The organism is Paracoccus ferrooxidans (genome assembly GCF_029909815.1).
GTDB classification, from domain to species: Bacteria; Pseudomonadota; Alphaproteobacteria; order Rhodobacterales; family Rhodobacteraceae; genus Paracoccus; species Paracoccus versutus.
On sequence record NZ_CP038198.1, the window covers coordinates 2,143,296 to 2,162,855 of the forward strand.

General features: G+C 72.3%; 16 protein-coding genes. 2 read left to right on the forward strand and 14 right to left on the reverse strand.

All coding sequences use genetic code 11. The features are described 5' to 3' along the window. Positions 1 to 85 precede the first annotated feature (85 nt). From E3U26_RS10745 to E3U26_RS10760, 4 genes are all read right to left on the reverse strand, one after another. Positions 86 to 1,270, reverse strand: a complete 1,185-nt coding sequence (locus tag E3U26_RS10745) for an amino acid aminotransferase (RefSeq protein WP_116222976.1) — start codon at positions 1,268 to 1,270, stop codon at positions 86 to 88. Next, positions 1,270 to 2,130, reverse strand: coding sequence for a sulfurtransferase (gene sseA, locus E3U26_RS10750; RefSeq protein ID WP_499104814.1), 861 nt, complete (start codon positions 2,128 to 2,130; stop codon positions 1,270 to 1,272). Before sseA ends, E3U26_RS10745 begins: the two co-directional genes overlap by 1 nt. Before the next feature lie 65 nt (positions 2,131 to 2,195). Continuing rightward, positions 2,196 to 2,666 carry an SsrA-binding protein SmpB gene (smpB, locus tag E3U26_RS10755; RefSeq protein ID WP_036760902.1) on the reverse strand — a complete coding sequence of 157 codons (471 nt, stop codon included), beginning with the start codon at positions 2,664 to 2,666 and terminating at the stop codon, positions 2,196 to 2,198. A gap of 48 nt (positions 2,667 to 2,714) precedes the next feature. Beyond that, positions 2,715 to 3,182, reverse strand: a complete 468-nt coding sequence (locus E3U26_RS10760; RefSeq protein WP_499104815.1) for a low molecular weight protein-tyrosine-phosphatase — start codon at positions 3,180 to 3,182, stop codon at positions 2,715 to 2,717. A gap of 88 nt (positions 3,183 to 3,270) precedes the next feature. Between E3U26_RS10760 and E3U26_RS10765 the strand changes: the two genes are divergently transcribed. Next, entirely contained in the window at positions 3,271 to 4,932 is a 1,662-nt protein-coding gene (locus E3U26_RS10765; protein WP_499105793.1) for a thiamine pyrophosphate-binding protein, read from the forward strand. Positions 4,933 to 5,370: 438 nt separating this feature from the next. Here the strand turns inward: E3U26_RS10765 and E3U26_RS10770 are convergent, their stop codons facing one another. The 6 genes from E3U26_RS10770 to E3U26_RS10795 all read right to left on the reverse strand — a co-directional run bounded on the left by E3U26_RS10770 (position 5,371) and on the right by E3U26_RS10795 (position 12,373). After that, entirely contained in the window at positions 5,371 to 6,795 is a 1,425-nt protein-coding gene (locus E3U26_RS10770) for an inorganic phosphate transporter (protein ID WP_036760908.1), read from the reverse strand. Beyond that, positions 6,792 to 7,259 carry an NUDIX hydrolase gene (locus E3U26_RS10775; RefSeq protein WP_072460990.1) on the reverse strand — a complete coding sequence of 156 codons (468 nt, stop codon included), beginning with the start codon at positions 7,257 to 7,259 and terminating at the stop codon, positions 6,792 to 6,794. Before E3U26_RS10775 ends, E3U26_RS10770 begins: the two co-directional genes overlap by 4 nt. Further along, on the reverse strand, positions 7,256 to 7,687 hold the full coding sequence (gene arfB / locus E3U26_RS10780) for an aminoacyl-tRNA hydrolase (RefSeq protein WP_499104816.1): 432 nt from the start codon (positions 7,685 to 7,687) through the stop codon (positions 7,256 to 7,258). The genes E3U26_RS10775 and arfB overlap by 4 nt, the downstream gene beginning before the upstream one ends. 66 nt (positions 7,688 to 7,753) lie before the next feature. Further along, positions 7,754 to 9,805, reverse strand: coding sequence for a penicillin-binding protein 1C (pbpC, locus tag E3U26_RS10785; protein ID WP_499104817.1), 2,052 nt, complete (start codon positions 9,803 to 9,805; stop codon positions 7,754 to 7,756). A gap of 84 nt (positions 9,806 to 9,889) precedes the next feature. Further along, complete coding sequence (locus E3U26_RS10790) at positions 9,890 to 10,996, reverse strand: YcjF family protein (RefSeq protein WP_499104818.1); 1,107 nt, start codon at positions 10,994 to 10,996, stop codon at positions 9,890 to 9,892. Between the two features lie 9 nt (positions 10,997 to 11,005). Continuing rightward, positions 11,006 to 12,373, reverse strand: a complete 1,368-nt coding sequence (locus E3U26_RS10795; RefSeq protein WP_499104819.1) for a YcjX family GTP-binding protein — start codon at positions 12,371 to 12,373, stop codon at positions 11,006 to 11,008. 98 nt (positions 12,374 to 12,471) lie between these two features. Here E3U26_RS10795 and hrpB point away from each other — a divergent pair, with 98 nt between their 5' ends. Beyond that, a complete protein-coding gene (gene hrpB, locus E3U26_RS10800; RefSeq protein ID WP_499104821.1) occupies positions 12,472 to 14,883 on the forward strand; it encodes an ATP-dependent RNA helicase in 2,412 nt (803 codons plus the stop codon). Positions 14,884 to 14,923: 40 nt separating this feature from the next. On the opposite strand, the gene E3U26_RS10805 is transcribed toward hrpB, so the two are convergent. From E3U26_RS10805 to E3U26_RS10820, 4 genes are all read right to left on the reverse strand, one after another. Next, a complete protein-coding gene (locus E3U26_RS10805) occupies positions 14,924 to 15,472 on the reverse strand; it encodes an HdeD family acid-resistance protein (RefSeq protein WP_036760234.1) in 549 nt (182 codons plus the stop codon). A 177-nt stretch (positions 15,473 to 15,649) separates the two neighbouring features. Next, positions 15,650 to 16,543 carry a methionyl-tRNA formyltransferase gene (fmt, locus tag E3U26_RS10810; protein ID WP_499104822.1) on the reverse strand — a complete coding sequence of 298 codons (894 nt, stop codon included), beginning with the start codon at positions 16,541 to 16,543 and terminating at the stop codon, positions 15,650 to 15,652. A 24-nt stretch (positions 16,544 to 16,567) separates the two neighbouring features. Then, positions 16,568 to 17,446, reverse strand: a complete 879-nt coding sequence (locus E3U26_RS10815) for a dienelactone hydrolase family protein (RefSeq protein ID WP_499104823.1) — start codon at positions 17,444 to 17,446, stop codon at positions 16,568 to 16,570. Beyond that, complete coding sequence (locus E3U26_RS10820; RefSeq protein ID WP_072460982.1) at positions 17,431 to 19,068, reverse strand: alpha/beta hydrolase; 1,638 nt, start codon at positions 19,066 to 19,068, stop codon at positions 17,431 to 17,433. Before E3U26_RS10820 ends, E3U26_RS10815 begins: the two co-directional genes overlap by 16 nt. Between the last annotated feature and the right edge of the window lie 492 nt (positions 19,069 to 19,560).

A 19,560-nucleotide genomic window follows, 5' to 3' on the forward strand; every position in this document is an offset into this window, starting at 1 on the left:
CGCAAGGGCGGCCTGTCCAGATCGGCCGGTCGGAACGAAAAAAGGGCGCCGTTTCCGGCGCCCCCCTTGCGATGGCTGCGGTGGCTTAAACCCCCGCCTCGATGATGGCGCGGGCCAGGATCGGGATGGTGCTGTCGTTCAGACCGGCGATGTTGATGCGCGAATCGCCAACCATGTAGATGCCGAATTCTTCCTTGATGCGCTTGACCTGCTCGGGCGTGGCGCCCAGGCGCGAGAACATGCCGCGATGCTGGGCGACGAAGCCGAAACGGTCCGAGCCGCTGAGGTCGCGCAATTCGCCCGCCAGTTGCTCGCGCAGGCGCAGCATGCCGCCGCGCACCGCTTCCAGCTCGGCCATCCAGTCGGCGCGCAGCTCCGGCGTGTTGAGCACGGTCGAGACGATCTTGGCGCCGTGGAAGGGCGGGAAGGAATAGGTCTGACGGTTCAGGAAGGCCATGGCGCCCTGCGCCAGCTCGCGCGTTGCCGCATCGGCGCACAGCGCCAGCAGGCAGCCGGTGCGTTCGCGGTAGATGCCGAAGTTCTTGCTGCACGAGGCCGCGACCAGCACCTCGGGGATGCGCGAGGCGATCAGCCGGGTGCCGGCCGCGTCCTCTTCCAGCCCGTCGCCGAAGCCTTGATAGGCCAGGTCGATCAGCGGCAGCGCGCCGGTCTGCTCCAGCACCGAGGCCACCTCGGCCCATTGCTCCAGCGTCAGGTTGGCGCCGGTCGGGTTGTGGCAGCAGCCGTGCAGCAGCACAACGTCGCCCTTTTTCGCCGTGGCGATGTCGGCCTTCATGCCCTCGAAATCCACGCCGCGGGTCTCGGCGTCGAAATAGCGGTAGGTCTGGACCGGCAGGCCCATGAAATTCATGATCGAGACATGGTTCGGCCAGGTCGGGTCGCTGACGAAGACCCGCAGGTCGGGGTTCGCCATGCGCGCCAGCTCCAGCGCCTGGCGGATGGCGCCGGTGCCGCCGACGGTGGCCAGTGTCGCGGTGGTCTCGGGCTTGAGCCCGTCGCCCAGGATCAGCTCGCCCATGGCCTTGTGGAACTCGGGTTCGCCCGACAGGCCGGCATAGGTCTTGGTGGTCTCGGTCTCCAGCATGCGCTGTTCGGCGGCATGGACGGCGCGCATGATCGGGGTGTGGCCGGTCGCGTCCTTGTAGACCCCCACGCCCAGGTCGATCTTGCCCTGGCGGGGATCAGCCCTGAATTCGCCCATCAGGGCCAGGATCTTGTCGGGGGCCTGCGGTTTCAGATTGCCCAGCATCACGCGTCTCCGGTTGCGATTTTAAGGTCGGGGAAGCTGCCCCATTCGGTCCAGCTTCCGTCATAAAGCGAATGGTCCCGGTGCCCGATCCGTTCGAGCGCCAGGAACAGCGAGGCCGCCGTCACCCCCGAGCCGCAGGTGGTGATCACCGGCTTCGAAAGGTCCACCCCCGCCGCCTCGAACTCGGCCCGGAGTTCGGCGGCCGGCTTCAGCGTGCCGTCCGCGTTGTAGAGCCGGCCGAAGGGCAGGCTTTTCGAGCCGGGGATGTGGCCCGAGCGCAGGCCGGGGCGCGGCTCGGGCGCCTCGCCGCGGAAGCGTTCGGCGGAACGGGCATCGACGATCTCGTGATCGGCCAGCTTGCTGGCCGCCGCGACCTGGGTCACGTCGCGCACCAGCGCCGCCTGGCGCTGCACGGTGATGTGGCGGTCGCGCAGGATCGGCGGCATGTCCTCGATCTCGCGGCCCTCGGCCAGCCATTTGCCCAGACCGCCGTCCAGCACCGCCACGTCCTGCTTGCCCATCAGCTTGAAGGTCCACCAGACCCGCGCCGCCGAGCGCACCGGCGAATTGTCGTAGACCACCACCTGATGGCCGTCGCCGATGCCCATGGCGCGCATGCGGCTGATGAACATCTCGGGCTGGGGCGCCATGTGCGGCAGCTCGCTGCGCTTGTCGGCGATCTCGTCGATGTCGAAGAAGCGGGCGCCGGGAATATGCGCGGCCATGTATTCGGCCCGCGCGTCGCGGCCGGGTTCCAGGAACCAGGTGGCGTCGATGATGCGCAGGTCGGGATCGTTCAGATGGGCTGCCAGCCAGCCGGTCGAGACCAGCACCTTGGGATTGTCGGAATCGGTGGACATCGGCCTTCCTCCCGCGCGCGCAGAAACGACACCGATGTAACCGCAGCCGCCCGGGGCGGCAAGGCTTAACCCTGCTTCAGCAAACGCTGTTTTTGCCGGTTCCAGTCGCGCTTGGCCGCGGTTTCGCGCTTGTCGGCGACCTTCTTGCCCTTGGCGACGCCGATCTTCAGCTTCACCTTGCCGCGGTCGTTGAAATACATCACCAGCGGCACCAGCGTCATGCCCTCGCGCCCGATGGCCTGCCACAGGCGGGCCAGTTCCTTGCGCGAGACCAGCAGCTTGCGGCGGCGCCGTTCCTCGTGCCCGAAGACGCCGGCCTGCTTGTAGGCGGCGATATAGGCGTTGATCAGCCACAGCTCGCCCTGTTCCACCGAGGCATAGCTTTCGGCGATGTTGGATTGGCCGGTGCGCAGGCTTTTTACCTCGGACCCGGTCAGCACGATGCCGACCTCGAGGTCGCTTTCGATGAAATAGTCGAAGCGCGCCCGGCGGTTCTCGGCGATGATCTTGTAGTTGGGGTCGGATTTCGTGGCCATGATCGGGCAGAGATAGGGCGGGGGGCCGCGGCTGTAAAGGCCGGGCCTTCACCCTGGCCCCAGGATCAGCCGCAGCAGGGCCTGCGCCCCGGCGGTCACGTCGCGCCAGGTGGCGTCGAAGCCGGCGGCCTCGCCGAAATAGGGATCGGCGACCGCCTGCCCCCTGCGCCCCGGCACATGGTCCAGCAGCAGGGACAGCCGCGCCCGCCCCTCGGGCGGCGCAAGACGGCGCAGGGCGGCCAGGTTTTCGTGGTCCATGGCGACGATATGGTCGAAGCAATGGAAGTCGTCGGGCCCGACCTGCCGGGCGCGCAGGTTCGATATGTCGATGCCGGCCCGTGCCGCCACTGCCTGCGCCCGGCGGTCGGGCGCGCGGCCCAGGTGCCAGTCGCCGGTCCCGGCCGAGTCGACCAGCAGCCGCGCCCCCGCGGCTTCGGCCGCGGCGCGCAGCGCGGCCTCGGCCAGGGGCGAGCGGCAGATATTGCCCAGGCAGACGAAAAGAACCGATTGCGGCATGATCGACCTCGATGGACCGGCACCATCTTGCCAGTCCCGCGCAAGCTGGCCCAGACTGGCCGCAAAGAAAAGCAGGGAGACGGTGGCGATGCGGCATGGCGGGCAGATTCTGGTCGATGCGTTGAAGGCGAACGGGGTCGGGCGGGTGTTCTCGGTCCCCGGCGAAAGCTTCCTGGCGGCGCTGGACGGGCTTTACGCATCCGGCATCCAGAACGTCACCTGCCGGCACGAGGGCGGTGCGGCGATGATGGCCGAGGCGCATGGCAAGCTGACCGGGCGGCCGGGCATGGCCTTCGTCACCCGCGGTCCCGGTGCCACCAACGCCAGCGCCGGGGTCCATGTGGCGCGGCAGGATTCGACGCCGATGATCCTGTTCGTCGGCCAGATCGCCCGCGCCGACCGCGACCGCGACGCCTTCCAGGAGGTCGACTATCGCGCCATGTTCGGCCCGCTGGCGAAATGGGTGGCCGAGATCGACCAGACCGAGCGCATCCCGGAATATGTCTCGCGCGCCTTTCACCTGGCCATGTCGGGCCGGCCCGGCCCGGTGGTGCTGGCGCTGCCCGAGGACATGCTTTCGGCCCGCGCCGAGGTGCCGGACCTGGCCCCGCCGGCCCCGCCGCTTTCCGCCGTCGCCGCGGAATCGATCAAGGCCATCGCCCAGGCGCTGGCCGGGGCCGAGCGGCCGCTGGTCGTGCCCGGCGGCACGCTGTGGTCGCAGGCCGCCGCCGACGACCTGGCGCGCTTTGCCGAAGGCTGGGGCCTGCCGGTCGCGGTGCCCTTCCGCCGGCAGGGGCATATGGACAATGCGCATCCGAACTATGTCGGCGACCTGGGCGTCGGCATGAACCCGGCGCTGGGGCAGGCGCTGTCGCAGGCGGATTGCGTGCTGTCCCTGGGCTCGCGGCTGGGCGACACGCTGACGCGCGGCTACGAGCTGATGGACCCGGTGCGCCCGCATGCGCGAGTGATCCACGTCCACCCCTCGCCCGATGAGCTGGGGCATCTGTGGCGGCCCGATCCGGGGCTGGTCGCCGATCCGCGCGCGGTGGTGGCGGCGCTGGCCGCCTTGCCCGCGCCGCGGCGCTGGGACGATTGGACCGCCGGGCTGCGCGCGGGCTACGAGGCATGGCAGCAGCCCCGCCCCACCCCCGGCGCGGTGCGGATGGAGGCGGTGGTGCGCTGGCTCTCGGACCACCTGCCGCCGGATGCGATCGTCACCAATGGCGCCGGGAACTACGCGGCCTTCATCCATCGCTATTACCGCTTCCGCCGCTTCGGCACGCAGCTGGCGCCGACCTCGGGCTCGATGGGCTACGGCCTGCCCGCCGCCATCGCCGCCAAGCTGGAACATCCCGGCCGCAGCGTGGTCTGCATGGCCGGCGACGGCTGCCTGCAGATGACGGTGAACGAGCTTTCCACCGCCGCCCAGCATGGCGCTGCCGTCATCGTCATCGTGGCCAACAACGGCCATTACGGCACCATCCGCATGCATCAGGAGCGCAGCTATCCCGGCCGCGTCTCGGGCACGGCGCTGGCCAATCCCGATTTCGCCGCCCTGGCCCGCGCCTATGGCGGCCATGGCGAACGGGTCGAGCGGCAGGAGGATTTCGCCGAGGCCTTCGCCCGCGCCCAGGCCGCCGGCACCCTGGCGGTGCTGGAGCTGGCGCTGGACCCCGAGGCGCTGAGCACCGGCGCCACGCTGTCCCAGACCCGCGCGGCGGGCGAGGCCGGGCTGCGCCGGGCCTGATGAGCGCGCACGCGGACGGCAAGGGCGGCCGATTGGCCGCGGATCACGCCCACGGGGGCAGGGCCGTGGTTCGGATGAAGCGCGGATGGTTTTCCCGGAAAGCGTCGGTCTAGGATCCGCCGATCCAGACCAGCGCGGCGGGCGAGGCGGGACTGCGCCGGGCCTGATGAGTGCGCACGCGGACGGCAAGGGCGGCCGATTGGCCGCGGATCGCGCCCACAGGGGCGGGGCCGTGGCCCGGATCAGGCGTGGCTGGTTTTCCCGGAAAGCGTCGGTCTAGGATCCGCCGATCCAGACCAGCGCGGCGGGCGAGGCGGGACTGCGCCGGGCCTGATGAGCGCGCACGCGGACGGCAAGGGCGGTCGATTGGTTGCGGATCGCGCCCACGGGGCCGTGGCCCGGAGCAAGCGCGGATGGTTTCCCCGCAAAGCTCCGCCCCTAGAACCCGCCGATCCAGACCAGCGCGGCCGCCAGCGCGGCGGTCGCGGGCACCGTCACCAGCCAGGCGCCCAGGATCATCCGCATGTAGGACCGGCGCACCAGGTGGCGGCGCCGGCGCTCCTCGGCGGGCAGGGGGGCGTGGCTGGCCGCCAGCCGGCGGTCGCGCCATTCGCGATAGAAGCCGACGCCGAACACGCCCCCCACCGCGACATGCGTGGTCGAAAGCGGCAGGCCCAGAAGCGAGGCCCCCAGCACCGTCGCCGCCGTCGCCAGCGAGACGCAAAGCGCGCGCGACGCGTTCAGCCGGGTGATGCGGCTGCCGACCATATGCACCAGCCGCCGCCCGAAAAGCAGGATCCCCAGCGCGATGCCCAGGCCCCCCAGCAGCAGCACCAGCCGGGCGCGCAGATCGTCGTCCCCCCCGGCCGACAGGCTGTCGAGGATGATGGTCAGCGGCGCGGCCACGTTCGAGGTGTCGTTGGCGCCATGCGCAAAGCCCATGACCAGCGCCGCGGCGATCAGCGGTACCGCCAGCAATTGCTTCATCGCCAGACGCCCGCCGGCCTCGCCGCGCGACTGCCGGTCGATGCGCCGCCGGGTATAGGCCCAGCCGAGCGCGCCGCAGGCCAGGGCCAGGCCCGCATTCGCCGCCAGGCCCGAGCCGTGCCAGGCCAGCTCCGCCACCCCCGCCAGCATGGCCGAGGCCAGCCCGACCACCACCGGCATCCAGGTGCGGGCGGCGGCGACGCGATCCTCGCGGTCCAGCACCAGCGCGCGCAGCAGCGCCATCAGCCCCGCCGCCGCCAGGCCCGAGACCAGCGGCGAGACGATCCAGCCAAAGGCGATCATCCCCATCGCCGGCCAGTTCACCGCGCCCAGGCCAAAGGTCGCCATTCCCGCGCCGGCGATGGCGCCGACCACGGAATGCGTGGTGCTGACCGGCGCGTCGAGCCAGGTGGCAAGGCTGATCCAGCTGCCCGCCGCCAGCAGCGCCGCCAGCATCATCCGCGCCGTCGCCTCGCCCTCGCCCAGGGTGCTGCCGACCAGACCCTCGGTCAGCGTGGTGGTGACGGCGCTGCCGGCGATGACCGCGCCCAGAACCTCCATCCCCGCGACGAGCATGAGGCCCGCGGTCATGCCGATGGCTCCCGCGCCCACCGCCGGCCCCAGCGCGTTGGCCACGTCGTTGCCGCCGATCGACAGCGCCAGATAGGCCGCGACCGCCAGGCCGGCCGCCAGGATGCCGATGGCCGGCTGGTCGGCGAAGAACCCGGTGCCGACATAGCTGGCCGCGGCGATGAAGATCAGCGCCAGCCCCAGCCGCATCAGCGGCCGGGCCGAATGCAGCACCGCGCGCTCGGCATTGGTGACGCGGCTCAGATCCTTGTCGAGCGTGCGGTATTCGCGGGGTTCGCGCCTCATTCCGGGGGGTGCCGCCGCTGGGCGGGCAGGCGGCGCAGGATCTGCTTCAGCCCGGTCTCGGCCACCATGCGGGCGGCGTCCTCGGGCGCGAACCAGCGGCGCCTGCGCTCATGCGCCTCGGGGAAATCCTCGTCCAGCCCCTCGACGTAAAGCGGAAAGACCCGCACCTCGACCGGGATGGCGAAGCCGCGGTCCTGGTCCTTGTCATAGTGATAGCGGCCGATCTCGGCCTCGGCGACGCGGCCCTTGACGCCGGCCTCCTCCCAGGCCTCCTGCCGGGCGGCATCGGCCAGGCTGCGGCCGGGCATGGGCCAGCCCTTGGGCACGATCCAGCGCCCGGTGCCGCGGCTCGTCACCAAAAGCACCTCGCCGGTCGCTTGGTTCAGGCACAGCGCCGCGACCTGCATGTCGGGCGGGCGGCGGCCGATCAGCCGCGCCAGCCTTTCGCGGAACTGGACGATCATGCCGGATCCTCCGCGTCGCGGATGCGGCCGCGCCCGGCCTTGACCTCGCCGCGCTGGGTCTTGGCGGCCAGGCGGCGGCGCTGGCTGCCCGGCGTCGGACGGGTCGGGATGCGCTTGCGCGGCGCGACCAGCGCTTGGCGGATCAGCTCGGCCAGCCGCTCGCGCGCAAGCTCGCGGTTGCGGGCCTGGCTGCGGGTCTCCTCGGCCCGGATCAGCAGGGCGCCGTCCTGCGTCCAGCGCCGCCCGGCCAGGCGCTTCAGCCGCGCCTTGACCGGCGGCGACAGGTGCGGCGACCGCTCGGCCTCGAATCGCAGCTCGACGGCGGTCTCGACCTTGTTCACGTTCTGCCCGCCCGGTCCCTGGGACCGGGTGAACTGTTCGGACAGTTCCCATTCCTCGATGGCGATCTGGTCGGTGATGCGCAGCATGGTGCGAATATGTCGCAAATCCCGGCCAAGAAAAGGTCAAGCGAATCACGAAGCGCGCAAATTGTCTCAGTGCAGCCGGATTGCCGCACTGGCCGAGGCGCCATCGGCATCCAGAACCGTCAATTCGGCAAAGCCGGGGCCGGGATGGGGCAGGCTGGCCACCGGCTGCGGCTGGGCGACGGCGGCGGGCGCCCCGTTCACCAGGAAGGTCCAGGGCCCGCGCCCGCCCCGCGCTTTGGCGGTCAGCGGCCCCCGCGCGTCGATCTCGGCCCCGTCGGGCGGGTAGGTCAGGCGCAGCGCATCGGGGGCGGCGGGGCCCGCCGCCAGGGCGCTGGCCCGTCCCGGCGGGGCAAAGCGGCGCAGGGGCAGGGGCAGGGCGCTGTTCGGCAGTGTCAGCGCCTGCGGCGGGGGCGGCGGCAGCGCCACCGCGGGCAGCGCGTCGAAGAGGTCGAACAGCACCGGCGCCGCCAGCTCGCCGCCAAAGGCGCCGGGCACGGGCGTCCCGTCCGGCCGGCCCAGCCAGACCGCGGCGACATGCGCGCCGTCGAAGCCCACCGCCAGCGCGTCGCGATGCCCGTAGGAGGTGCCGGTCTTGTAGGCCAGCGGCCGCAGCCGCGTGCCGTGCGGGGCCGGGTTCTGGCCCAGGATATGCCCGACCTGCCAGGTCGCGACCGGGCCGAACATCGGCGCCGCCCGTTCCGTGCCCCCGCCCGGCAGGGGCGACAGGCCGATGCCCCGCCCGCCGCGGGCCAGCGCGCCATAGCCCTCGGCCAGCCCCTCCAGCGTGACGCCGGCGCCGCCCAGCACGATGGCCAGCCCCGGCGCCTCGCCTGTCAGGCGCAGTTCGATCCCGCCGCGGCGCAGGGCCTGGGCGATGCGGTTCGGCCCCACCGCCTCGGCCAGCTTCACCACCGGGATGTTCAGCGACCAGATCAGCGCATTGCGCAGGCTGACGGTGCCGCGGAAATGATGGTCGAAATTCTGCGGCTGCCAGCGGCCGAAGGCGGTCGGGCGGTCCTCGATCAGCGTCTCGGGATGCGCGAGCCCGTCGTCGAAGGCCAGCCCGTAGACAAAGGGCTTCAGCGTCGAGCCGGGGCTGCGCCAGGCCCGCGCCATGTCGACGAAGCCGGCCGATGCACCGTCGGTCCAATCCGCGGCGCCGACCTCGGCCAGGATCTCGCCCGTCCGGTGGTCGGCCAGCACCATGGCCGCCGACAGCCGCCGCCCGGCGCCCTGCACGGCGCGCGCGGCCAGCGCCTCGGCCCGGCGTTGCAGGCGCGCGTCGATGGTGGTCTCGATCCGCAGGGCACCGGGATGCTCGCGCAGCAGCCGCGCGGCCAGCAGCGGCGCCAGCGCCGGAAAGGCGCGCCGCACCCGCGGCACCGGCTCGGCCATCGCCGCCCGCCCGTCGGCGGCCGAGATCAGCCCGGCCCGCACCGCCCGCGCCAGCACCCGGTCCCGCGCCGCCCCGGCGGCTTCGGGGAAACGGTCCGGCCGCCGCGCCTCGGGCGATTGCGGCAGCGCCACCAGCAGCGCGGCCTGGGCCGGGGTCAGTCGCCGCGGCTCCTTGCCGAACCATTGCAGGGACGCGGCCCGGATGCCCTCGACATTGGCGCCATAGGGGGCAAGGCGCAGGTAAAGCGCCAGGATCTCGCGCTTCTCCAGCCGCCGCTCCAGGGCCAGGGCCAGCCGCATCTGCCGGGCCTTGCCGGCCCATTGCCCGGTCGGCCCCTCCTCGATCAGCCGGGCCACCTGCATGGTCAGCGTGGAGCCGCCCGAAACCACCCGCCCATGCCGCAGCGCCTGCCAGCCCGCGCGCAACAGCGCCCGCCCGTCGATGCCGGCATGGCCCGCAAACCGCCGGTCCTCCCAGGTCATCAGCATGTCGAGAAACAGCGGATCGACCGGCCCCGCATCCAGCCGCCAGCGCCCGTCCGCGACCTGGAAGGCGCGCAAAAGCGAACCGTCCCGCGCCACCACCTCGACCCCCACCGGCACGTCCAGCCGGGGCAGGGTGGTGGCATCGACCCAATCGTCAAACCGGTCCCGCAGCCCCGCCCCGATCCCCAGGACCAGGACGCAATTCATCAGAAACAGGGCAAGGCGGCGCGTTCTCATGACCCATCAATACGCCAGGCGCGGCATGGAAAGAACCTTGGCTTCTTCGTTGCCCAAATACCCATGCGGCGGTGCAATCCGCAGCTACTTCGCCTCTTCCTCGCCAAACAGCCCCTTCAGCCCGCGCGCGATCAGGTTGCCGACGCGGGGCCGGGGCTGGTGCAGGAAGGGCAGCGGCCGGCAGACCTCCATCGCCGCGATGCCGACGCGGGCGGTCAGCGCGCCGTTCACCACCCCCTCGCCGAAGCGCTTCGAGACCTTGGCGAGCAGGCCCCCGCCGGCGACGGTATGGATCAGGTCGTCGCCGGCCGCGACCGCGCCGGTGGCGATCAGATGCGTCATCACCGTGCGCGCCAGCCGCCAGCCGCCGACGGCGCCGGCGCGGCCGCCATAGATCTCGGCCATGCGGCGGATCATGCGCAGGTTCGCCGCCAGCGCCGCGATGACGTCGGCCAGCGCCAGCGGGATCAGCGCGGTCGCGGCGGCGACGGTGCGGGCGGCGGCCTCGATCTCGCGCCGGGCCTGCTGGTCCAGGGCGGCCAGCAGCTCGGTTTCGGCCAGGGCGATCAGCGTCTCGGCGTCATAGGCGTCGCCCTTGCGCTCGCGCAGGCGGCCGAGCCCCCATTCCAGCTCGGGCCGGGCGCGATACAGGCCCTCCATCCGCGCCACCACATGCTGCGCGGCCTTCAGGTCGCCCGAGGCCAGCGCCGCCCCGGCCTCGCGGTTGATGCCGTCGATGGCGGCAAAGCGCGACCAGGCGCGGTATTCGCGCCAGGCCATGCCTAGGGCGGCCAGGCAGAACAGCACCATCAGCGCGATGCCGATCCAGCCCAGCAGCGGATAGCTGTTCAGCAGGTCGGTCAGATAGCGCAGTGCCGCCACCGACAAAAGGAAGGTGAACAGCGCCACCCCGGTATTGATGAAGAACCGCGTCAGCCGCGACGGCCCGCGCCCGACCAGCCGCGCCACCAGCTGCATGGTGCGCGGCTGCGGCAGGGGCGGCAGCCCGTCGTCGATCATCGGCGCATCGGCGGGCGAGGGCGCGGGTTCGCCCTCGCGCCACTCGGCGCGCGGCGCCTTGCGGTCGCGCTGGCCGGCTTGGGCGGGCTGGGGGCGGGGCGGCTCGGCCGGTTCGGGTGGCCCGCCCATCTCCATCAGCACCGGCCCGCGCCGTTTCGGGGGTTCAGCCATGGCGCCCTCCTATAGCCTGTCGCCGATCAGGAACTCGGCCGCGCGGTCCAGCCGGATATGCGGCGGCCCGTCGCCCGGCCGCAGCGTGCCCGGCGCCGGGGCGAAATCCATGATCGCATAGTCGCCGTCCAGCCAGCGCGCCGCGCCCTGGCTTGCCGGCACCAAGAGCTCGGCCGGATTGGTCGGCAGCTCGCCCGGATAGAAGGCCGCCTGCCGCCCGTCCATCAGCGTGCCGCGCACCGCGGGCAGTTCCTCGCCGTCCTGGCGGATCATCTCCTCGGTGGTGGTGCGCAGCGAGGCGACGGACATGGCCTCGGTCCGCGCGCCGGAGAAATCGGCGCGGTCGCGCGCCTCGCGCAGCATGGCGGCGGTGATCGCGGTCAGGCGCGGATGCTGGATGTGGTGCAAATGATCGGCCTTGGTGGCGGCAAACAGGATGCGCCCCACCCGGCGCGCGCCCAGAAGCTGCGCCAGCCACCCCGCCCGGCCGGGGCGAAAGGCGCCCAGGATGTCGGCCATGGCGCGGCGCATGTCCTCGACCGCCGGCGGCCCGGCATGGATCGCGCCCAGCACGTCCATCAGCACCACCTGCCGGTCGATGCGGGCGAAATGGTCGCGGAAGAAGGGCTTCACCACCCGCGCCTTGTAGGCCCCGAAGCGGCGCGCGAACTCGCGCCCCAGGGGCGTCGCCCGCATCTCATGCGGCAGCGGCGTGAAGGTCAGCGCCGGCGAGCCCTCCAGCTCCCCCGGCATCAGGAAGCGGCCGGGGGTGCAGTCCGACCAGCCCGCATCGCGTGCCCGGTGCAGGTGGCTCGTATAGGCCGCGGCCAGCGCCTGCGCGGCGGTCTCGTCGAAGCGCCCCGGATCGGTCGCGGCCAGCGCGGCGCGGAAGGTCTCGGCGCCGGGGCGGCCGGCCATGCGGTCCAGCACCTCCTGCGACCATTGGTCGAAGTCCTTTTCCATCAGCCGCAGGTCCAGGAGCCACTCGCCCGGATAGTCGACGATGTCGAGATGCAGCACCTGCTGGCCGCGCCAGCCGGCGATCAGCCCGCGCGGCTGCACCCGCAGGGACAGGCGCAGCTGGCTGACATGGCGCGTGCCCTCGGGCCAATGCGGGTCGGGGCCGGTCATGGCGGCCAGGTGGCGCTCATAGTCGAATCGCGGCACGGTGTCGTCGGGCTGCGGCTGCAGCCACGCCGCCTTGAGCGAGCCGTCGGCCGCCGCCCGCAGCGCCGCCATCCGGCCGCGGTCCAGAAGGTTCGCCACCAGCGAGGTGATGAACACGGTCTTGCCCGCCCGCGACAGTCCCGTCACCCCAAGCCGCAGCACCGGGTCGGACATGCCCAGGCCCTGCATCAGATCGTCGGCGATACCCATTCCGTCCCTCGCTTTGGCCGGGTCAAGATAGGCAGGCCGGCGGCGGATGTGTAGGGGCAGGTCTTTTCGCCTGGGCGGCGCTTTGCCATAAGGCGCGAATGCAACTGCCCATCGACGCCGTATTGCCCGAACTGACCGCCGCGCTGGCCGCCCATGGCCGCGCGGTGCTGATGGCGCCGCCCGGCGCGGGCAAGACCACCCGCGTCCCCCTGGCGCTGCTGCCCGTCGTCACCGGCCGCATCCTCATGCTGGAGCCGCGCCGCCTGGCCGCCCGCGCCGCGGCCGAGCGCATGGCCGAGACGCTGGGCGAGCCCCTGGGCCGCACCGTCGGCTATCGCATCCGCGGCGAGGCGGTGCCGGGCAACCGCATCGAGGTCGTGACCGAGGGCATCCTGACCCGGATGATCCAGTCCGACCCCGAGCTTTCGGGCGTCGGCTGCGTGATCTTCGACGAATTCCACGAACGCAGCCTGAATGCCGACCTGGGCCTGGCCCTGGCCTGGGAAGCGCGGCAGGCGCTGCGCCCCGACCTGGCGCTGCTGGTCATGTCGGCGACGCTGGACGCCGAGCCGGTCGCGGCGCTGATGGACGCGGCGCCGGTCATCCGCTCCGAGGGCCGGGCCTTTCCGGTCGAGACGCGCTGGCTTTCCCGCCCGCTGCCCGCAGGCAGCCGGCTGGTGCCCGAGGCGGCGCGGCTGATCACGGATGCCGAGGCGGCGACGCGCGACATCGGCGGCACCATCCTGGCCTTCCTGCCCGGCGAGGGCGAGATCCGCCGGGTGCAGGCCATGCTGGACGTCCCGGCCGAGGTCTTGCCGCTTTACGGCGCAATGGATTTCAAGGAGCAGCGCGCGGCCTTGCAGCCCCAGGGCGGCGGGCGGCGGCGGATCGTGCTGGCGACCGCGATCGCGGAAACCTCGCTGACCATTCCCGACGTGAAGGTGGTGGTCGATGCCGGCCGGGCGCGGCGGGCGCGCTTCGATCCCGGATCGGGCATGTCGCGTCTGGTGACGGAACGCGTCAGCCGCGCCGAGGCAGAACAGCGCCGCGGCCGCGCCGGGCGGGTCGCGCCGGGCATCTGCTATCGGATGTGGGCGCGGGCCGAGGAGGGCGCGCTGCCCGCATTCGCCCCGCCCGAGATCGCCGTGGCCGACCTCGCCGGGCTGGCGCTGGAACTGGCGATCTGGGGCTCGGACGGGCGCGACCTGGCCTTCCTGACCCCGCCGCCCGAGGCCGCGCTTTCCGAGGCGCGGGCGCTCTTGCGCGACCTCGGCGCGCTGGACCGCGAGAATCGCATCACCGACCATGGCCGGCGCCTGGCGCCGCTGCCGCTGCATCCGCGGCTGGGGCACATGCTGGTCACGACGGGGCGCGACGCCGCCGACCTCGCCGCGCTGATGGCCGAGCGCGACCCGCTGACCGGCGCCCCCGCCGACCTGGCCCTGCGCCTGGCGGCGATCCGCGACCTGCGCGCCTATCAGGACCGCCATCCCTGGCCGGCCAACCCCGCCACGCTGCATCGCATCCGCGACGAGGCCAAGCGCCTGCGCCGCATGGCAGCCGAGGGCGCGGGCCTCTCGCCGGGCGCCATGGCGGCGCTGGCCTATCCCGACCGCATCGGGCTGCGCCGCAAGGGCGAGCAACCGCGCTACGTGCTGTCGGGCGGCAAGGGTGCCGCGCTGCCCGAGGGCGACGCGCTGGCGGCGCAGCGGCTGATCGTCGCCACCGACCTCGACGGCGATACGCGCGAGGCGCGCATCCGCATGGCCGCCGCCGTGACCGAGGACGAGATCCGCGCCCTCTTCCCCGGCCGCATCGAGACCGTCGCGCTGGTGGAATGGTCGCGGCGCGAGGGCCGCATCCTTGCCCGCCGCCAGGAACGCTTCGGCGCGCTGGTGCTGGCCGACCGGGCGCTGGACGACCCCGACCCGCAGGCGCTGGCCCGCGCCGCATTCGAGGGGCTGCGGGCGAATGGGCTGAACTGGACGCCAGGCGCCGCGCGGCTGCGGGCGCGGATCGCGCTGATCCCGGAACTCGGCCCGGTCGATGACGAAAGCCTGCTCGCCGATCCCGACTGGCTGCTGCCCTGGCTGGGCAAGGTGCGGACGCTTTCCGACCTGCGCGGGCTGGACCTGACCGAGGCGCTGAAGGCGCGCATCGGCTGGGACGGCCAGCGCCGGCTGGATCAGGCGGCGCCGGCGCATTTCGTCACGCCGCTCGGCCGCAAGGTGCCCATCGACTACGACCACGAAACCCCCTCGATCGAACTGAAGCTGCAAGAGCTGTTCGGCCTCGCGCGCCACCCGGTCGTCGGCAACCGGCCGCTGCGCATCACCATGCTCTCGCCCGGCGGCAAGCCCGTCGCGGTGACGACCGACCTGCCGGGCTTCTGGGCCGGCGGCTACGGCGATGTCAGGAAGGACATGCGCGGCCGCTACCCGCGCCACCCCTGGCCGGAAGACCCGCTGGAGGCCGACCCGACCACCCGCGCCAAGCCGCGCGGAACCTGATCATTTCTCTGTTCCCCAAATACCCCTGCGGCCGGGCAAGCTAGACCGCCTTCAGCCCCTTGAGCCGCAAGGCCAGCACGATCATCGCCCCGCCGATCAGCAGCGCGAACAGGCCGATCAGCCAGGCGATGCCCAGAAGTCCCGCCGCCGGGACCAGCGCCAGCAGCACGCCCCAGACCACCAGCAAGAGCCCGCTGAGCCCCAGCGCCCATTCGCCCTCGATCTCGTGCCGCAGCCGGATCGCGGCGATGATGCGAAAGATGCCGGCGACCACGCCCCAGGCGGCCATCCAGATGATGAAGGCCAGCGCCGTCGCCTCGGGCCAGAACAGCGCCATCAGGCCGATGGCGACGGACAGCGCGCCGTCCAGCGCCCAGGCCCACCAGCGGTCGTCCGCGGGCCTGCGCCGAAAGGCCATGACGATCGCCATCACCCCGTCGAAGATCGCATAGGCGCCAAAGACCAGCAGCAGGGCATAGACGGTCAGCCCCGGCCAGATCAGCGCCATCAGGCCGAACAGGATCGCCGCGATGCCGCGCAAGAGCGGCACCCACCAATGATCGGCCATCACCCGGATCAGGTTTTCCATGATAGTCGTCCCCTTTCAGACCCTTCTCAGGATCGCCGGATCGAAAGCCTCGGACCCGGTCTGACGGGGAAAGGTTAACATGGGGTTGCGGGAAACGGCCTGCGCGCGTTTCAGCAACCGAAAGTTGTGGCGAATTTGCTACAATGCCATCAGCGAGAGGCCACCAGCGAGGGGCCTTCAGCCGAGACATGGGGGCAGGCTCATGCCGCGCAGGATCTCGGCCGCGGGCATCGGGCGCTTGCCCTCGCGCTGCGCCTCCAGCACCTCGACCGCGCCCTCGCCGCAGGCGATGGTGAAGCCCGACAGCACCTGGCCCGGCACGCCAGACCCGGCGGCAAGGCGCGAGCGCAGGAGCTTCACCCGCTCGTCGCCGACCAGGCACCAGGCGCCGGGAAAGGGCGACAGGCCGCGGATCTGCCGGTCCACGGCTGCGGCCGGCTGGCTCCAGTCGATCCGCGCCTCGGCCTTGTCGATCTTTTGCGCATAGGTCACGCCCTCGGCCGGCTGCGGCCGGGCGGGCAGGGGCAGGCGGTCCAGCGTCCGGGTGATCAGCGCCCCGCCCATCTCGGCCAGCCGGTCGTGCAGGTCGGCGGTGGTGTCCTCGGGGCCGATGGCGGTGCGCGCCTCGGCCAGGACCGGGCCGGTATCCAGCCCCGCCTCCATCTGCATGATGGCGACGCCGGTCTCGGCATCGCCGGCCATGATGGCGCGATGGATCGGCGCCGCCCCGCGCCAGCGCGGCAGAAGCGAGGCGTGGATGTTCAGGCAGCCCAGGCGCGGCGCCGCCAGCACCGGCGGCGGCAGGATCAGCCCATAGGCCACCACCACCGCCACATCGGCGGCCAGGGCGGCGAAATCCGCCTGCTCCTGCGGCGATTTCAGCCGCTCGGGCGTGCGCACGGGCAGGCCCAGCTCCTCGGCGGCGCGATGCACGGGCGAGGGGCGCGGCTTCTGCCCGCGCCCGGCCGCGCGCGGCGGCTGGGAATAGACCGCGACGACCTGGTGCCGCGCGGCGACGGCCCGCAGCGCCGGGACCGAGAAATCGGGTGTGCCCATGAAGATGACGCGCATCGCTGCCCTCCTTGTGTCGGGGTCTCATATCCCGGTCGCGGGCGCGGCAAAACCCTGCATGAAGGCGCGAATGTCGCGGGTGGCCCGCGCCCGCGCCTGCGCGTCGAACTCCAGCGGCGACAGCGACGAGCGTTCGCGCTGGTCGAAGCCGTGGTTGACGGCGGGATAGGTGGTGACGGCCAGATGCGCGCCCTGGGCGACCAGATCCTCGGCCATCCGGCGGCAATCGGCGGAATCGGTGATCGAATCCAGTTCGGCCAGCAGCATCAGCCCCCGCACATGGCCGGGCCAGGGCCCCTTGGCCGCGCCGTTCAGCAAGCCGCAATAGGGATACAGCAGCACGACCGGGCCAAGCTGCGCGGCAAGGCTGCCGGGCGGCGCGGGCCAGGCGGTCAGGCCGGGCGGCGGCTCGCCTTCGCCCAGCGCGCGCAGCAGCTCCATCGCCGTCCAGCCGCCATGCGAGGCGCCAAGCAGCGCCACGTCCGAGCCGTCGATGCCCGGCATCTCGCGCAGCGCCGCCAGCGCCACGGCCAGGTCTCCGGCGCGCTCGGCCCCCGGCAGGACTTGCCCGGCACAAAGCGCCCGCCAGGCCTGCGCCTTGTCCAGAAGCCGCGGCGCGTGGCTGTCCAGGATCAGCGCTGCCCGGCCCATGGCCAGGAACTGCCGCGCCCAATAGTCCATGTTGTCATGCACCCCGTCGCAGCCCGACAGCAGCACCGCGGCGGGATGCGGGCCGGGGCCATCCGGCCGCAGGATGCGCCAATGCGGCTCCAGCCGGGCCAACCGCTCGGCCGGGGTCTCGGTCGCGGGCTGCCAGCCGGCATAGTTGCGCGCCGTGTTCAGCCCCAGCGCCAGGGCCACCAGCGCCGACAGCGCCAGCGCCAGGATCAGCCGTTTGCGCATCCGAGCCTGCCCTCCTGGCCGCAGATCGCCTTGAGCCTTTCGCTGTCGGCGGCCGTCCAGCCCTCGGGTGCGGTGACGGCGACCCAGCCGTCGATATAGTCGCGGGCGTGATAGCTGTGGCCGAAGCCCGGCGGCGCCGAGGTCGAGACCAGCATGTCCACCGCCAGCTGCAGCTGCGTCACCACCGGGGTAAAGCGCAGCCGTGGCGAGACGTCGGGCGCCGGCGCCTCGTGCATCCATTCCGGCGCCCGCCACAGCGAGGCGGGGTCGTAGAACACGATCGGGTCGCTGGCATATTGCAGGAACAGGATGCGCAGCCGCCCCCAAGGCCGGCCCGAGCGGTCGGGCGGCGCATATTGGCTGGCATAGCGGATCACCTCGCCCTCATCCAGCTCGGGCAGGACGAAGCGGCTGCCGGGCTGGCGCGCGCCATTGGCCTGCCGCCACAGGGTCGAGGTAAAGGGCGGGCCCACCCAGAAGGCGCCCGCCACCGGCTCGTTCATCATCTGGAACGGGTTGAAGGCATACATCGACGACCAGGCGCCCAGCGAGATGCCGTGCAGATACAGGCGCGGCCGGCGGTCCGGGGGCAGGTGGCGCCAATGCTCATAGACCGCGCGCATCAGCGCCGTGGTCTGGTCGAGGCCGGATTCGGTCTCGAAGATCAGGGCCAGCGGGCTTTGCAGATAGGAATATTGCACCGCCACCGTCGCCACGTCGCCGCCATGCATGTATTCCAGCGCGTCGTAGCTGGCGGGGTCCATCCAGCCGGTTCCGGTGGGGCTGGCCAGCACCAGCACCTTGCGGTCGAAGGCGCCCACGCGCAGCATCTCGTCCAGCGCCGCCTGGGCGCGGGCCTGGGGATCCTTGTCCTGGGCCAGGCCGACATAGATGCGCAGCGGCTCCTTGGCCGGGCGGCCGGTAAAGCCCGAGATGGCGCGGGCGCGCGGGCCGCCCAGCACGAAGTCGCGCCCCGGCTTGCCCATCAGCTCCCAGTCGATGCCGGAGGCGGCCGAGCCGGGCTGCCAGGGCTCGGCGGGCGGCGGCACGCTGGGATCGGTCAGGTGCTGGGCCGCGGCATAGGAGCTGTCGGCGATGCGCATCGCCCCGTTCACCACCCCGTCGCGGGTCAGCGTCACCACGATCAGCACCGCCAGCAGCAGGCCCAGCACATTGGCGCTGCGCACCGGGATATAGCGCGCCAGCCGCAGCCGCAGCAGGTCGAACAGCGCCTGGATCGCCTTGCCGGTCACGAAAAGCACCAGAAAGACCGCCAGCGCCAGGGCCAGCATCTTGGCGGTGTTGTTGACCTCCAGATCCGGCATGCCCATGCGGGCGCGGATGCTGTTCTGCCATGCGCCCGACAGGATCACCCCGCGCCCCAGCAGCACCAGCACCGGCACCGCCAGGACGGCATGGGCGATGCGCGCCGGCCGGCCCCGCAGCACCGGCAGCTCCAGCGCGCGCCACAGCGCCAGCAGGAACTGGGTCATGACATAGCCCGCCGCCATCGACACCCCGGCCAGCACCCCCTGCATCAGCCAGTCCCGCGGGATCAGCGAGGGCGTGAGCGAGGCGGCCATGAACAGCAGGCCGGCAAGAAGGGGCAGCACGGAAAACATCTCTGGCCTGGCGTCCCTGGGGCTGGGCCCGCGGCGGCGGCGGGCGGGTTTCGGCGGCAACGGCCGCGGGAAGGGGCCGGGCTCTGCCGGACGGCCCGCCCCGCCCCTCCGTTCCGTTCCGGGCCAAGGTTAAGGGCGGGCCGCGGCAAAGAAAAGCGCTTCCCTTCGCCAGCGGGTTCCCGTTTCCGGCTGGCGCTACGGGGCACCGGCACCCGCGCGCCTGCCGCAGGGGCACAGGGCACCGTCACCTTCCCATGGCGGCGGCCGCGCCCCAGCGAAGCGTCGCATGGGTATTTGGAAAACGGAAAGAAGGCGGCCGCGCGAACCATGGCGCGGGCCTGTGTTTCTTCGTTCCACAAATACTCATCCGGCCGCGCACTATTCCCGAGCGTTGAAAAGGATGCGCAGGGGCCCAGCCCGCCCCAGCGTCGCCCGAACACGCGCGGGGCCCTGTAATGGGTGGGAGGCTGTCGCGGCTTGCAACACGACCGA

Coding starts and splice junctions, on each gene's coding strand:
- E3U26_RS10770 (WP_036760908.1), bottom strand. CDS start 6,795: ATGAGGCGCGAACCCCGCGAATACCGCACGCTCGACAAGGATCTGAGC.
- E3U26_RS10815 (WP_499104823.1), bottom strand. CDS start 17,446: ATGCGCAAACGGCTGATCCTGGCGCTGGCGCTGTCGGCGCTGGTGGCC.
- E3U26_RS10775 (WP_072460990.1), bottom strand. CDS start 7,259: ATGATCGTCCAGTTCCGCGAAAGGCTGGCGCGGCTGATCGGCCGCCGC.
- E3U26_RS10765 (WP_499105793.1), top strand. CDS start 3,271: ATGCGGCATGGCGGGCAGATTCTGGTCGATGCGTTGAAGGCGAACGGG.
- E3U26_RS10790 (WP_499104818.1), bottom strand. CDS start 10,996: ATGGCTGAACCCCCGAAACGGCGCGGGCCGGTGCTGATGGAGATGGGC.
- arfB (WP_499104816.1), bottom strand. CDS start 7,687: ATGCTGCGCATCACCGACCAGATCGCCATCGAGGAATGGGAACTGTCC.
- E3U26_RS10795 (WP_499104819.1), bottom strand. CDS start 12,373: ATGGGTATCGCCGACGATCTGATGCAGGGCCTGGGCATGTCCGACCCG.
- E3U26_RS10805 (WP_036760234.1), bottom strand. CDS start 15,472: ATGGAAAACCTGATCCGGGTGATGGCCGATCATTGGTGGGTGCCGCTC.
- pbpC (WP_499104817.1), bottom strand. CDS start 9,805: ATGAGAACGCGCCGCCTTGCCCTGTTTCTGATGAATTGCGTCCTGGTC.
- E3U26_RS10820 (WP_072460982.1), bottom strand. CDS start 19,068: ATGTTTTCCGTGCTGCCCCTTCTTGCCGGCCTGCTGTTCATGGCCGCC.
- smpB (WP_036760902.1), bottom strand. CDS start 2,666: ATGGCCACGAAATCCGACCCCAACTACAAGATCATCGCCGAGAACCGC.
- fmt (WP_499104822.1), bottom strand. CDS start 16,543: ATGCGCGTCATCTTCATGGGCACACCCGATTTCTCGGTCCCGGCGCTG.
- E3U26_RS10760 (WP_499104815.1), bottom strand. CDS start 3,182: ATGCCGCAATCGGTTCTTTTCGTCTGCCTGGGCAATATCTGCCGCTCG.
- sseA (WP_499104814.1), bottom strand. CDS start 2,130: ATGTCCACCGATTCCGACAATCCCAAGGTGCTGGTCTCGACCGGCTGG.
- hrpB (WP_499104821.1), top strand. CDS start 12,472: ATGCAACTGCCCATCGACGCCGTATTGCCCGAACTGACCGCCGCGCTG.
- E3U26_RS10745 (WP_116222976.1), bottom strand. CDS start 1,270: ATGCTGGGCAATCTGAAACCGCAGGCCCCCGACAAGATCCTGGCCCTG.